This is a genomic window from Bacillus pretiosus (genome assembly GCF_052947655.1).
This window is the reverse complement of record NZ_CM129593.1, coordinates 3,354,896-3,370,399: the sequence shown is the minus strand read 5'-3', so window position 1 is coordinate 3,370,399 and position 15,504 is coordinate 3,354,896. Positions and strand designations below refer to the sequence as shown.

Below are 15,504 nucleotides of genomic sequence, written 5' to 3'. Positions count from 1 at the left end.
TTGAATAATTCCTTCATATTAGCAAGGGATACTAATGGAAAATCGTGTACCTTGGCCTAATTTACTCTCTATTTCTATATCACCGTTTAATTCTTTAATAATACTATAAGCAATCATAGTACCAAGCCCAGTTCCTTTTTCTGTTGTTGAATAGAATGGTAAAGCAATCCGCTTTATTTGTTGAGAGGACATTCCAACCCCTGAATCAATAATATCGATTATAATATTACCTTTAATTTTCTGTATATTTATTTGTAATACTCCACCATTTATCATGGCCTCAATTCCGTTTTGTATGATGTTGTTTAGACAGATCCTGAATTTTTCGGGGTCTCCATTTATATAAAAGGAATTTGTACTATTTTGTATTATTTCAACTTTGTATGATAGAGCGAGTGGTGAAATAGTGTCTTTCACTTGATTTAAAATATGATTAATATCTATTTTCTCTTTTAGGGTGTTCTGTGGTTTTGTTAAAGATAAATAGTTATTAATAGTAGATTGTATATGTTGCATTTCAATTAACATGATTTCTAAGTACTGATTCTGAGGTAGCTTAGAGGCATGTTTTTCATTTAACAATTGAGTGAATCCATGTACTGTGGTTAGTGGATTGTGGATTTCGTGTGCAATGGACGCGGCTAGTTCGCTAGCTATATAAAATTTTTCAGCCCGTTGCAGCTTTTCTTTCATTTTATATTTCTCAATCATTCCCTCAATTAAATACACTGATAATAATACTGTAAATATATTAATGATTATATAATTTAATAAAAATTCTATGAGAGTAGAGTCAATTTTACCACCTGTATTTATTTGAGTTACAATACCGCAGATAGAAAGTGAAGTTGTACATACTAAAATAAGAAGCAAGCTTAATAATATCTTTTTTTCTTTAACATACATTGGTAATAAGTAACGAAAGAGCATTGTTATAACAGAAATAATAGTAAAGATAATAAATGATGGAAGAACTCCATTTCCGCCTAAGAAAAATCGATAAGAAAGATATAAAATTCCTATAAAAACAATGTTTTTTGTATTTCCATATAGAAAAACTAATATGATAGGAATAAAACGTAAATCATAAATAAATCCAGCATGTAAATGAAAAGGAAAAGTCATGCAAAAAATAATAGCAATGGAGGAAAGGATAGAAATCAATATATTATTACATGTTTTTTTTTCTTTAAATTCTAGCCAAAATACGTGGTAGCTAAGGATACAAATTATTATTATAAAGGTATTTAATAAAAGAGTAGATATTCCCATAGGTTTGCATCTCCGATAGTTTGTATATTGGATTATGTATGAGTTAAACTTAGATGTTTAGTTATCAGTAGACTTTCTATCTAAAAAAGGAAGAGCGCTTGAAAAAGTACTATAATATTACTTTTATCCCGCATTAACGGGCAGTAAGACCCCCACCTCAAAATTAAGCGGAAGCAAAGAAGTTAGGTAGGGGATCAACTGCCTGTAAAAGCCCGATTGGTTCAACTAATAATCAGTGGGGGATGAACAAAACCCCACTGATTAAAGTTTCGCTTTATTAGAATTGATAAGGACGTTAGGAAAAATAATAGATAAAAAAATCTACTTAGATATTTATACATATGAAACTAGAAATTGACTTTTGTATAAGGAAAACTAGGATTGAGTTACTAATAAAATAATAGGATTTTAAGTATGAATATTCTATGAAAAAATATATTTTGTGGATTCTATTTGTAGCCTTCGTTATATTAACATGGAATATACCAAATTATAAAGTGTAAATTTCAAAATTTTTCATTAGTATATTTTATCTAAAATGGAAACGCTATTTATTTGAGTGCTTGGTACTTAATTGTATGAATTCTCGTTAAAAAGATTTTGAAATTTACATGTTTTTTATGAATCATAATACTGTAGCTTTATCAATGTGAGTTTTTCAGTAACTATTAAGGTGTAAAGTTAAAATATATAGGTTTAAAGATATGAATTATTACATAAAAACGCACCTGAAAAAGAATGTATGATGGTAATAGATTACAAACATCAAGGGGGAACTTAAAATGAAGTTAAATAAACTAGTGCTTAGTTGTGGAGTAATTTCAGCATTAACACTTGGTGTGTTAGGAAATAATACTTATGCTGAAGAAATACACAAAACGAATGATACAATTCATATAGTCGAACATGTTCCTGTAGACTTATTATTAACTCAAACAATGGATTATAGTGGAGAGGCTGTAACTTCTTTTGTATATAATGGGAGTGGAAATTTAAGCTTCTTTATGAAAAATAATGGCCAAAATACAATGGGATATAGTGTGAAAGGTCCAAATATGGAGCTAATTGTTGGTGGTTATATAAAACCTGGAGAACAAAAAATTAATGTTACAAATGTACGGAATGCTTTATCTCCATTACCAATTGGAACATATAAAATTTACGTTTCAAATGATGGTTCTAAGGGACAATTCCAAGTTGCAGTAAGATCTATGAATTAAATTTAAAACGCTTTGTTTATAAGTTAATTTAGTTTTTACTTACTAGAAAGTAACTATATTAAATCGAGAATTACACATAAAAATAAAAACGAGCACCTTATGTAATTACGAGAGGGTGCTCGCTTTTTACTATTAAACAGAAGAGAATTGTTTTCAACAATTTATAAATACATTTTGATATTTTTATAGCTAAATTACATAGGAAGCTAGAAAAAACCCCTTATATAAGTGGTTTTTTCTAGCTTTAGGCTATACATTTAAAATTAGGCTAAGTTAAAGTAATAAGCATTTTATTTGTTTTGATTATTTTGGTTCTGGATAATGATTGTAGTACGAAATTCTAATAAATTCTTGGTATACATTTGTTAATTTAGCAGCTCTAAGGGCATCATTGAATTTTTGCATACGGACACTACCTTGAGCATAGCCTCCACCAGGAACATAAGGGTTTCTAGCTTCAAAGTCATCCATAAAGTCTTTTAATTTTTTATAGTCCTGAGATTGATAAAAAGCAGCAGCTTCTTCGGGAGTGACATCAAAGTAAGAAGCTGCTTGAGCAGTAGGTGTTTCTAGCATAGTTGCAGCCCCACCCAACATAGTAAGCGCCATAGAAGATACAATAATTTTTTTAAACATAATAAAACCTCCACGTAGAGTATTTGGATTAATAGTAATCCTGTAACCATTATAGTTACAACGAAAACGATTATCAAATGCAATATTGCATAATTCATTATTTGAACGAGAAGTCTCCTTTATCTCTACATGGAGAAGTCTAGTAGGAGATTAATAGATTAAAAGAAGTTTACATAGCATTGAGGTTAAACAGAAAATGAAATAAAAAGGATATTTTAATTGAGGAAAGTTAAAAGGATCTGTTATTAAAGACAGTGATTTTTTAAAAAGGTATGACAGTTACCAGCTAGAGAGACCATTATAGGGGAGCTAGCTACGTTTATTGGTGTTGAGAAATACATAATATATGCTGTCTGTATAAGATAAAATGAAGAAACATTTCTTTTGGATTTTACAATATGTGTAAGGGGAATCAAGATTTTGATTTGTACTTAAACAAGGGAGAAAAGTATTACTATTTAAGTAACAAAGAATGTTAAGTCTCATTCAAAATCATGTAATAGACTATAAAATAATCCTTTTAAAACAAAATATAGTTTGGCTAAAAATTAGAGGGCATCAATTCATTGGAACAGTAAAAGCTGTTTATTGGATTGGTGTCTTTTTTTGTTTAAGAACGAGAATACATTTTCTCAACAGGACAAATGGTAAATATCTATAAGTACTACTTATAAGGATAATTGGAAAATAGAAATTAATAATAAAGGGGAATGCGAAATGACAACATTAATATCTAATAGAGATCTAGCTAAAATCCGAGAGGAAGATGTAGATGTATTAAAGGTAATGGCACATCCCGTTCGATTAAAAATTGTAAATGAATTAATGCACCATAAACTGTGTAATGTTACACAGTTGACAGAAATATTAGGACTCCCACAATCCACTGTTTCACAGCATCTATCAAAATTAAGGGGAACTGTGCTCCGTGTAGAAAGACGAGGATTAGAGATGCATTATTATATTGATAATGTTAAGGCTCGCCGGATTGTAGGAATTCTAGGTTTGTAGCTTCATAATTCTTAAAAAGAGCACTTTTCAAAAGTGCTCTTTTTAAGATGGACATTAGGAATTGAAAGAGGCATCAATGATAATTTAGAAGGAGTGTGCTTTTTCTTAAAATAAAAGATAATTATTTACATTGTTTAATAATTACTTGATATATTATTAATTTGGTTACCTTACAAAAATGTAAGATTGTTTTAATTGACACTCATATATATAAGTAACTATACTAGTTACACAATGTTGGTGAATATATGTAATAGTCTCAATCTATAAGTGTATGCCGAAGGGTTCTTTTCGGAATGATAATTCTATACTAGATTCTTTATCTTATAATAGTGATGACGCCAACTTAATCTATACTTTATTCGAATTCATATTATTTAAAGATTAACTATATTTTACATAATTTACCGACTTGTAATAATTTTTTAGAGGTGCTAAATTTTGAAGAACAAATTAATTGCTACAGGAATTCTTGCTGGAAGTTTACTATCTTATTCTACTAGTATTTTTGCAGATACTCACAAATTTCCAGATGTTCCTGCATGGGCTGACAAATCCGTTAATTATTTAGTTGATAAACAAGTATTGAGTGGTTATCCAGATGGAACTTTTGGTTCAAGTGATACACTAGATAGAGCTTCTGCAGCAACCATTATGACAAGGGCTCTTGGTATACACATTGATTTAAATGCAAAACCATCTTTTAAAGATTCACAAAACCACTGGGGAACCCCTTATATCGCCGCAGCTGAAAAGGCAGGAATAATTAAAGGTGAAGGAAATGGAATATTTAATCCTTCTGGAAAAGTTACTCGTGCTGCTATGGCTACTATGCTAGTGAATGCATATAAACTACAAAATAAAAACACTAGCAATGGACAAAGTAAATTTGAAGATTTAAAGGGACATTGGGGTGAAAAGTTCGCAAATACTTTAATTGATTTAAAAATTTCAGTTGGTACAGATAATGGTTGGCAACCAAATAGGTTCATAACACGCGCTGAAGCTGCACAACTAACCGCAAAAACAGATATGCTTCAATATAGTCAAAGTAATCCTTTAGAAAATAAGACAATAATTATTGATCCCGGACATGGTGGCGCAGATCCTGGAAAAGACACAAAGGGATTACCTGAAAGTAAGATTGTACTTGACACTTCTTTACGTCTACAACAATTGCTTGAAAAACATACACCATTTACAGTTTTACTAACTCGTGAATCTGATACTAGACCTGGACATGATCAAAAAAGCTCTTTACAGGAACGTGTTAAATTTGCTAAACAAAATCAGGGGGATATCTTTATAAGTGTTCATGCAAATGCTTATAATGGTAATGCAAAAGGGACAGAAACATACTACTATAAATCTTCTAAATCTGAAAAAACAAATCCTCATGTGGAAGAAAGTCGTGTTTTAGCTGAAAAAATTCAAACCCGATTAGTAGACGCTCTTCAAACACGTGATAGAGGCGTTAAACATGGCGATCTTCATGTTATAAGAGAAAATGAAATGCCAGCTGTGTTAACGGAACTTGCTTTTATAGATAATGGTATTGATTACAGTAAGTTATCTACAGAAAACGGAAGGCAGGTTGCAGCAGAAGCCATTTATGAGGGGATTTTAGATTATTATGAATGGAAAGGGAATAATGTATCTGAATATAGGTTGCAATAAGTAAATGAAAATATAGTAATTCTCGAAATAAAGAATTCTATAATTTTTTTGCATTTTTTTAAACAACAATTTTAAATATTTATTTAAAATTGTTGTTTAAATCGTTATTATGTGTTTTAATAATATTGATAATAGTTATCAGTAAAAAAAGAGATGGAAATTAGAAAAACAAGTGTTGATAGTTATTGTCATAAAGATTAATAAATTTCTACATTGTAAAGTTATGAACCTATCTCTAGTATTGAGAGCTAAAAGTAATATGTTTATACCTTTTAAATGTTTAAGAAGGAGAGGCTGTCTGTATGAAAAAAACAAATGGAATAGCTAAAAGTGTTGCGGTAGCGTCCGTTATTATGTCTGGATCACTTGGTTTACAAGCAACATCTGTATTTGCAGATTCTAAAGGAACTGTAGAAAATCTTCAAAATGGTGGAAAAGTCTATAATAGTTTTAAAACTACTTATGACATGAAGCAAAATATTAAAAATTCAATAAAGGTTTCTTTTATTGAGGATCCTTACGCAGATAAAAAGATTGCAATTGTTACTACTGATGGTAGTAATATAGATGCTAAATATACAATTAATGGCGGATACTATAACGCAGGTTTAAAGTGGCCATCGGCTTATCATACTGAAGCAGAAATAACAAGTGGTGATAGCGCTCAATTCCATAAAGCTGCCCCAGTTAATACAATGACTTCAGCAAAGGTTACTTCTGAAGTAGGGTATACACTTGGCGGAAGTGTTAAAGTTGGGGTAAATGATAAAGGCCCAAATGCTGATGCAAGTATTACAGGTAGCTTTGCTTGGAAAGAAAGTGTATCTTATGATCAAGTAGACTATAAAACGGTATTAGAGACTCACACAGATAAAAAATTAAATTGGAAAGTAGGATTCCAATCATTTAATTACCCGGAGTGGGGAATTTATAATCGTGATTCATTTAATACTTTCTACGGTAATCAACTATTTATGAAATCACGTAGTTACAATGAAGGAACGAATAATTTTGTTTCAAAAGATACAGTACCAGCTTTAACAGGATATGGTTTTTCTCCTAATGTAGTAGCAGTTATTACTGCAGATAAAACAGAATCTACATCTGATTTAAAAATAACAAATCGTAGAATATCAGATCAGTACAATATCGAATGGGTAAGTTCGAAATGGTGGGGAACAAATAATAAAGATACATATAATGAGTTCTTTACAAACAACTATAAGTTAGACTGGAAAAACCATCAAGTTACTCTTGATAACCAAAAAGCCCTTGAAGAACAAATGAGTAGTATCAACAATGTGAATAACCAACTTAACAAAGGCAAAGGGAAATTATCTTTTTCAATGAATGGAAATCAGCTCAAAGCGACATCTAGCAATGCTGGTTATGGTATTAGTTACGAGGATAAAAATTGGGGTATCTTTGTGAATGGTGAAAAGATCTATACGTTTAATGAAAAAACAACTGTAGGTAATATTTCGAATGACATTAACAAATTAAACATCAAAGGACCTTATATTGAGATTAAACAAATCTAATCAGTAAATGAATTGCAAATGAAAGGGCCAGAGTTTATCTGTAAAGATAGATAAACTCTGGCCCTTATTATTTTTTTCATTCTTATACGCAATTAGAAAAGAACGTGAGGTATTTGAAAGCTATTCATGCCACGCAGGGAGATATTGTTTTAAGTAGGGTGTTTATTTTTATTTCATTTTTAAATGAATTCTTTGTATGATCACATAGGGTAGGCGATGTTCAGGAGATGTTTCTTTTTGAGGAGTATGTTGTGTGGCGAATAGTTTAAAGTAAGCAAGTCTTCATCGGTTGTTAAGTTATTACTTTAAATATATAATTAAACTTCATTAAAAAGATACTCTATTCAAAGTCCTTAGTGGATTTTTGAAGTGAAATATATATTATTTGAGGTGTGTGAAATGGGGAAATCTCGAGAGCAGACGATGGAAAATATTTTGAAGGCTGCTAAGAAAAAATTTGGAGAGCGTGGTTATGAAGGTACGAGCATACAAGAAATTGCAAAAGAAGCGAAAGTGAATGTTGCTATGGCTTCTTACTATTTTAATGGGAAAGAAAACCTATATTATGAGGTGTTTAAGAAATATGGTCTTGCTAATGAGTTACCTAATTTTCTTGAGAAGAATCAATTTAATCCTATTAATGCTCTAAGAGAATATTTAACAGTCTTTATTACACATATAAAAGAAAATCCTGAAATTGGCACATTGGCATATGAGGAGATTATTAAGGAAAGTGCAAGATTAGAAAAGATTAAACCGTATTTTGTAGGTAGTTTTGAACAGTTAAAAGAAATATTGCAGGAGGGGGAGAAACAAGGAGTATTTCATTTCTTCTCTATAAATCATACGATACATTGGATCACTTCTATTGTTTTATTTCCAAAGTTTAAAAAGTTCATTGATTCTTTAGGACCAAATGAATCGAATGATACAAATTATGAATGGATGCCAGAAGATTTGGTGAGCAGAATTATTTCTGCTTTAACAGATAAGCCCAATATGTAAATTACTCATTGTTTATGAATCCTAATTTTCCTGTTAAAAAGCCTAATTTCTCAATGGATTGTAGAGAAATTAGGCTTTTTTGGACACTTCATTCAAATACTTTATAGACTAATGGCTTGATTTATTAATGATTCGAGTGGAGTTACATAGATATAGTTTTCGTTGCAACGGTTTGTTGAAATGCCTTATCATGCTCAACAATAATCATTGTGGGATTAAATTGTTGAATCAGCTCTTCAATTTGCATACGTGAATAAATATCTATAAAGTTTAATGGTTCATCCCATATATACATATGGGCTTTTTCACATAAACTTTTAGCGATATGCAGTTTTTTCTTTTGTCCACCAGAATAATGAAATATATCTTTCTCAAATTGAATTCGGTCAAAATCCATCTTTCGTAGGATGGATTTAAATAATGTCTCATCAATCTTGTGCTCTTCAATAAAATTTGATAGCGATCCTTTCAAATGAGAAGTATCTTGTTGGACATAGGAGATGGTGAGTCCTGTACCTAAAGTAACTGAACCTGTATGCTGTATCGGATACCCTAGAATTAGTTTTAGGATACTGCTTTTCCCGCTCCCATTTTTGCCATCAAGCACAATTCGGTCACCTTGTTCAACTACGAAGTTAATTGGCTCATTCACGACTTGTTCATCGTACGTAACAGACACGTCAGCCAAAGTAACTAATTCATTTGACTTGAACTTTAATGCTTCTAATTTTAATGACTCAGTTTTCTCCACATTTTTTAGTAATTTTGACTTTTCTTCAATAGCTTTTTGTTGCCTTGATTCTAGGTTTTTTGCCCTTTTCATCATCTTGGCTGCTTTATGTCCTACAAATCCCTTATCCAACTTAGAACCTGAATTTCTTGTTCCATTTTTTGAAGCTTCTACATCATGAGACCAACTTGCTGAACGCTTGGAAGACTGTTTTAATCTTCCTATGTCTTTTTGTAGACGATCATTTGTAGCCTCTTCGTGCTCTTGCTGTCTATCGAAATTTAATTTCCAAGAAGAATAGTTCCCGCTTTGAACTTCAATATTTGCTCTATTTATAGATAAGATATGGTCAACGCATCCATCTAAAAAGACTCTGTCATGTGAAATTAAAATAAACCCTTTTTTCTTCCTTAGATAATCAGAGACTATTTTTCGTGCATCCGTGTCTAGGTGGTTTGTTGGTTCGTCAATTAATAGGAATTGGCCCTCATTTAAAAACAGTGCAGCAAGCAACACCTTTGTTTGTTCTCCATTTGATAAAGTTTTAAACGGTCTGTACATGACCTCGGCATCAACATTTAAATAGGATATTTCACGTAGAAATTCCCAATCTTCTGCTTGGGGACAAATTTCTTCAAGGATTTCATGAGTGAATTTGTTCTTATCTGCAACAGTGTAGGGGAAGTAATTGAATTCTACCGAAGCAAGGATTTTTCCACTATACTCGTAATTTCCTAATAATAAATTAAAGAATGTCGTTTTACCTCGTCCGTTTCTACCGATAAATCCTAGTTTCCAATCCGTATCTATTTGAAAGTTTACATCTTCAAAAATATTATCAAAGCTACCTGGGTATGAAAAAGTTAAGTCTTGAACTTTTATCATTGACATAATAATTCCTCCTTTATATATCGAAACGTTTCATATAAAGTCGGAACATCCATCCATTTTTTAATTTCTCTATATAAGTTTGATGGATATTAACGACTTATATAGAGCATTACATGTGTAACAATAGTATCTGAATTAGCCATTTTTTTCGCTCCTTTATTTGTTAGGTAAATTTAGCGATTAATAAATTTTAACTTACATAAAAGGGAATAAAAAAATCCCCCGATTTTTAATCGGAAGGATTAGTCTGTCGCTTAAGTAAGTACTTATTAATCATTTGAATCATGACAAATAAAGTATGAAATGAATTATAAAAATGGATAGACTAACCCTATATTTTGTAGTTTGAAGTTATAAAATTCAACTTAAAATATAAATTAGTTAATCATTATTCATCCATCATTCCTTTCATCATTCTATTTTTAGAGTAACATTCTTTTTTGGGAGATGCAATATCATCTTCACTTAATGCTAGATCATTTATATTTCTTTGGTTAGGTCGATATAACATTACATCTTTCTTATAAACATCTTATTTTTGTTCAAAATGTCACGTCTTTTGTCCATTAAAAGGGGAGGTATTTGAAATTGACAGCACCCTTCACTGTAACTATAATAGTTACAGTGAGTTCGGTCATTTAATTCGAATTTCTAAATTAATGATAGTATATTACCCTTCTTTCTAAGTGTGACAATAAGCGAATAACTATGTTGCTATGGAAGTTTAGATTCTATCTCATATTCAAAGAACAGCTAAGTTGTATTATTCAAATTTACGATGAGTAAATACCGAAAAATAACATTTTCCATCGTATTCTTTTTGGAATGCTTAGTTAAAAAAGAAGAAATATCTGCAGAAAGTAAATCAGGCTGTGGTATGTAGAAAGAAATCCTATAAAAAGTTCATAATATGGAATAATAAGTAAGTTCATTTTGATGAATACGAGCAGTGCAGCATCAGGTCATTTTTAATAAAAATCTAGAAAAAATTAAGAAGGTGAGTCCGTTGCGTAAACATTCACATGTGCAATTTTATGTATTGATATTAGCTCTACTAGCTTATTTAAGCTTTTGTTTTATATTTTTATTTGTTTTTCCGAATCATTATTTTGTATCAGATTTTAATATACGACTATCATCCTTAGTTGTTGAAACTACTGTATTTATCTCATTACTTTACTCTATGGTATCAAGAAAAATTAAACTAGGAGTCTTTTGGGTTTGTATTACTATTGCAATAGGGTGTTTCTTGATAGGGAATTTTATATCTGCTTTTCAAGTACTTAATGTAGAATTACCAATAGAAAATTTTAATATCTCTGATGTATTTTTGTTGTTTTTCTTATTCTTCTTTCTCCTTGCGTTCTTTTATAAAATCATTATGGAATGTAACAAGTGGGAAAAAGCGTATTTAATTTGTGATTTATGTATTGTTGTTACTGCTATTTTTACCTTAGAATGGTACCTATTTAATAAACCTTCTGCAAATATCTTATTCTTATCAATTGGAGATGTTTTTCTTTCATTTATTTTCCCAATTATAGATCTATTGCTTCTATTACTAGGAGTTAGCCTTATTTTTCGACCAGCAATTTTTAATGCGAAAAGTAAATTATTTATTTTTATCTTAGTATTAACTGGCTTGTCTATTACGGACTATTTATATTTCTATTTACAAGATGATTTATCACATCGTTCACTTATATTATTAAGGTGTTTGTATAGAGTTTTTCTATTATTTATTGCTATTGCTGCTACTATTCCAAGGAGTACATCTTCTAGAAGAGATTACTTTATTATTAATCCGACATTTGGAAAGAAACTTCTTGTCATATTTCCTTATCTTTCAGTTGCAATTTTAATTGGTTTTACTTTCAAAGAGCAAACTTCTTCCTCTACACTGATTACGGGAAATTGTATTGCCTTTGTATTTGTACTGATTCGTCATACAATTGTACGAATGCAAAACAAAGATTTAACCGAAACATTAAAAGTGTTTAATAATCAATTAGAGCAAAAAGTATCTAAAAGAACAGCAGATTTAATAAAAAAATCTAATGATTTGGTGAAAAATCAAGAGAGGTTTAAGTCTTTATATGAGTACCATCCAGATCCTATATTAACAATTGATTCAAATGGTACCGTATTAAATATAAACCAGTCTGGAAGTATGTTATTAGGAAAAGACAGTGCAGCATTAATAGGAAAAGAGTGCTTTTCTATTTTTTTAGATGAAGATAAACCTGAATTGGAAGTAGCTCTAAAGATGGGGAAACGATGTAGTTCGTCTGCGTTACAGTTACGTGTGAAAAATAATAATGAGAAGGATATACATTTTTGGTACGTTACTATTGTTCCTATCATGATAGAAGGACAAACTTTTGGGAGTTATATAATGGTAAAAGACATAACGAGGATGAAGCAACAACAGGATGAGATAAACTATCTAGCATTTCATGATACAGTGACGGGGATTGGAAATCGAATATTCTTCCAACAAGAATTAGACAGATCTATTGAGCGTGTACAAAAAACACAGGATAAGTTTGGACTTCTGTATATAGATTTAAACCGCTTTAAGACCATTAATGATACACTGGGGCATGCAATTGGTGACAGTGTTTTAAAAGAAGTTGCCAAACGTTTTAGGACATGTCTGTCACCAGCTATTCCTTTAGCAAGAATAGGGGGAGATGAGTTTGCAATCATTGTCCATAACAAAACAGAGCAACAGCTATTAGATTTGTGCGAAATATTATTTCGTATAACTGAAGAACCATTTGTAATAAATCAACACAGCTTTTATTTATCCCTTAGTATAGGAATAGCGTTGTATCCATTTGGAGGAACAAATGCCACAACACTTTTACAACATGCTGATATTGCTATGTATAGTGCAAAGGAAGAAGGTAGCAATGCTGTTTGTATATACGACGAGACATTATCTCTAAAAATAACAAGACGATTACAATTAGAGCAAGATTTACCGAATGCAATTGAAAATAATGAGTTGTTTTTATTGTACCAACCACAAGTTGATAGTAAGGCAGGAAAGGTTATTGGTGCAGAGGCATTAATACGTTGGCAACATCCAGAGCTGGGGCTAATTTCACCTTTTGAGTTTATACCTATCGCGGAAGAAACATCACAGATTATTACAATTGGGAAATGGACGCTACAGCAAGCGTGTTCACAACTGAAAGAATGGCATTCTGCAGGTTATACAAATCTAAAAATGGGGATAAATTTATCAGCTATAGAGTTTGAACAGAAAGATTTTGTTCAAACGATTATATCTACCATAGAAGAAATAAGAGTACCAGCTAATTTGATTGATTTGGAATTAACAGAGCGAATTGCCATGGTAGATGAAAAAGAAACTTTATTGAAGTTAAAAGCATTAAAATCATATGGTGTACATTTATCAATTGATGATTTTGGTACAGGATATTCTTCATTAGCATATCTACCTTTATATCCAATTGATACTTTGAAAATTCCAAGAGAATTTGTGAATAGGATTGGAACTTCGAATGATGGAGATGAAATTATACAAACTATTATTTCGCTAGCTCATACTTTAAATATGAAAGTGATTGCGGAAGGAGTAGAAACGAAGAAACAATTAACAGTGTTACAACAAAATGCATGCTATTTAATTCAAGGCTATTATTACAGTAAACCTGTAAATGAAGATGAGTTTCTCAAGTTTTTAAGCAGGGAATAAGTGAGAACTATGTACTTGTGAAGTAAAGGGAAAAGAAGTTCTACCTATATTAAGTAGAACTTCTTTTTTAGTTAACTAGCAGTTAGGTTTCCAAAATATTTTGCATTAAGATGTATCATTACTCAAGCTGTTATCTTGTTCTTAAGTGATTCCTTTTTCATGACTTGTCTTCTCGTCAAGAAATTTGAAGGGATCGTATTAAAGGTGCAGGTCATACTGTCTAAAGTTATTTTATTATTTATCGTTTATTACATTTGAAATGACTTTTAAGGTGTATATAAGCATGTGATAAGTAAATTAAATAAACAAAAGGCCCTGTAAAAAATACAGGGCCGGATACAGGGTTAAGGGAACGCATAGTTTCTTATTAATATATTAGCATAAACTTTTCATGTAGCTACATAAGAGTTTTGACAACTTTAAGAACAAAATAGAGTGTTTGTAAGAATAAATACACTAATTTAAATTAGAATTGTGATTTAAATTAGTGTGGTTATAATGTGAAAAAACAGATGAGTATTTTAATCATAATAACTTTTAGGAATGTATATGTAAGAAATATTTTTTGATTAGATTAAAAGTGAACTCTGACTAGTTATTATATGTTATACCCAAATAACTTTAAGTTTTCTCCAGAGTCTGAAATTATCTCTTCGAACTGAAATCCTACTTTTTCTAAAAGATTTCCTGAATTGATGTTATCAATAGTAGTAATTGCTACAATTCGTTTCAGCGCGAGCTTTTGTACACCGTAGTCGATTACAGCAGAAGCTGATTCAAAGCCATACCCCTTCGAACGGAATTTCTCTAAAAAGGCAAAACCGATATCGACATCTTCTAATGAATCTCTTTTAATAAGTCCGCACATACCAAGTGGAGTGAAATCTTCTTTTCGTTCAACTAAGTAAAGACCAAATCCCATTTTATTATACATATCAACTGGTCCGTTTAAGATGTATTTTTTTGCATCTTCTAAGTTTTTAATCCTTTTATCACCAATAAACTGAATCCAGGCAGGATCGTTTACTAATTCAAGAATAAATGGAGCGTCTTTTATATGAAACCAGCGAAGAACGAGTCGTTCAGTTTCAAGAACTATCAAGCTATTGCACCACCTTTAACATTTATAATAATTAGTATGGAGTGTATAATACGAAATCGCAACATATTTTAAAATAGTCCTGCTTGTTCACATAAAGTTCGTTTGTTTTGTATAAAGGGATATCCTATAATTGAAATTGATTGTAAAGAGTGAGATGCTTATACAATGACTCCTAGGTGACTAGGAGTTTTTACTATATAACTATCATTATTACTAAATATGACACACTACACATTCTACTCAAGGAGGTACATAATGAAGAAATTATATAATGCATCGTTTACGTATTTGATTATCGGTTTATTATCAGGAATTTTCGCCAGGGAGTATGGAAAGTATAAGGGGATTTTAGGTTCTACTTTGTTAAATTTATTGCATACACATACACTTGTACTTGGCTTTTTCTTCTTTTTAATTGCTTTAGGATTAGCAAAAGTATTCGCGTTTCATGAAGCGAGAAGTTTTAATAAGTGGTTTGTTGTACATAATATCGCATTAATTTTAATGTTAGGTTCATTGGCCGCAAGAGGGCTTCTTCAGTTAAATGGAGCGGACTTTAAAGGATTAACTTATATTGTTGGGTTTTCTCATTCGCTGATGGCAGGTACTTTAATTTGGTTTATGTTGTTAATAAAGAAGTCATTTAAAATGTAGTTTTATAGTAAAGAACTTGCGATAGGTATTGCAAGTTC

At 30.9% G+C, this 15,504-nt stretch carries 11 protein-coding genes; 7 read left to right on the top strand and 4 right to left on the bottom strand.

Translation table 11 applies throughout. From position 1 onward, the window contains the following. Nucleotides 1-18: 18 nt before the first annotated feature. Nucleotides 19-1,272, bottom strand: a complete 1,254-nt coding sequence (locus ACU8YW_RS17260; RefSeq protein ID WP_088064140.1) for an ATP-binding protein — start codon at nt 1,270-1,272, stop codon at nt 19-21. A gap of 782 nt (nt 1,273-2,054) precedes the next feature. Here ACU8YW_RS17260 and ACU8YW_RS17255 point away from each other — a divergent pair. Continuing rightward, nucleotides 2,055-2,492, top strand: coding sequence for a hypothetical protein (locus tag ACU8YW_RS17255; RefSeq protein WP_088064139.1), 438 nt, complete (start codon nt 2,055-2,057; stop codon nt 2,490-2,492). Between the two features lie 303 nt (nt 2,493-2,795). Here ACU8YW_RS17255 and ACU8YW_RS17250 read toward each other — a convergent pair whose 3' ends face one another. Beyond that, the gene (locus ACU8YW_RS17250; RefSeq protein WP_098722143.1) at nt 2,796-3,128 is read right to left on the bottom strand and encodes a hypothetical protein; all 333 of its coding nucleotides are present in this window, start codon (nt 3,126-3,128) and stop codon (nt 2,796-2,798) included. A gap of 717 nt (nt 3,129-3,845) precedes the next feature. Here ACU8YW_RS17250 and ACU8YW_RS17245 point away from each other — a divergent pair. The 4 genes from ACU8YW_RS17245 (at nt 3,846) to hlyIIR (ending at nt 8,362) form a co-directional block, all read left to right on the top strand. Then, the gene (locus ACU8YW_RS17245; protein ID WP_046954619.1) at nt 3,846-4,139 is read left to right on the top strand and encodes an ArsR/SmtB family transcription factor; all 294 of its coding nucleotides are present in this window, start codon (nt 3,846-3,848) and stop codon (nt 4,137-4,139) included. Between the two features lie 441 nt (nt 4,140-4,580). Beyond that, nucleotides 4,581-5,816, top strand: a complete 1,236-nt coding sequence (locus ACU8YW_RS17240; RefSeq protein ID WP_087981432.1) for an N-acetylmuramoyl-L-alanine amidase — start codon at nt 4,581-4,583, stop codon at nt 5,814-5,816. 302 nt (nt 5,817-6,118) lie between these two features. Beyond that, nucleotides 6,119-7,357 carry a hemolysin II HlyII gene (gene hlyII / locus ACU8YW_RS17235; RefSeq protein ID WP_088608871.1) on the top strand — a complete coding sequence of 413 codons (1,239 nt, stop codon included), beginning with the start codon at nt 6,119-6,121 and terminating at the stop codon, nt 7,355-7,357. 399 nt (nt 7,358-7,756) lie between these two features. Then, nucleotides 7,757-8,362 (top strand): hemolysin II regulator HlyIIR, encoded by a 606-nt coding sequence (hlyIIR, locus tag ACU8YW_RS17230; RefSeq protein WP_000520491.1) that lies wholly within the window; start codon nt 7,757-7,759, stop codon nt 8,360-8,362. Nucleotides 8,363-8,504: 142 nt separating this feature from the next. Here hlyIIR and ACU8YW_RS17225 read toward each other — a convergent pair whose 3' ends face one another. Continuing rightward, the gene (locus ACU8YW_RS17225; RefSeq protein WP_446893981.1) at nt 8,505-9,983 is read right to left on the bottom strand and encodes an Lsa family ABC-F type ribosomal protection protein; all 1,479 of its coding nucleotides are present in this window, start codon (nt 9,981-9,983) and stop codon (nt 8,505-8,507) included. A gap of 1,006 nt (nt 9,984-10,989) precedes the next feature. Here ACU8YW_RS17225 and ACU8YW_RS17220 point away from each other — a divergent pair. Further along, complete coding sequence (locus ACU8YW_RS17220; RefSeq protein ID WP_141543191.1) at nt 10,990-13,710, top strand: sensor domain-containing protein; 2,721 nt, start codon at nt 10,990-10,992, stop codon at nt 13,708-13,710. A gap of 598 nt (nt 13,711-14,308) precedes the next feature. Here ACU8YW_RS17220 and ACU8YW_RS17215 read toward each other — a convergent pair. Further along, nucleotides 14,309-14,812, bottom strand: a complete 504-nt coding sequence (locus ACU8YW_RS17215) for a GNAT family N-acetyltransferase (protein WP_087984039.1) — start codon at nt 14,810-14,812, stop codon at nt 14,309-14,311. Nucleotides 14,813-15,067: 255 nt separating this feature from the next. Between ACU8YW_RS17215 and ACU8YW_RS17210 the strand changes: the two genes are divergently transcribed. Further along, complete coding sequence (locus ACU8YW_RS17210; RefSeq protein ID WP_088064137.1) at nt 15,068-15,466, top strand: DUF2871 family protein; 399 nt, start codon at nt 15,068-15,070, stop codon at nt 15,464-15,466. Nucleotides 15,467-15,504: the final 38 nt, after the last annotated feature.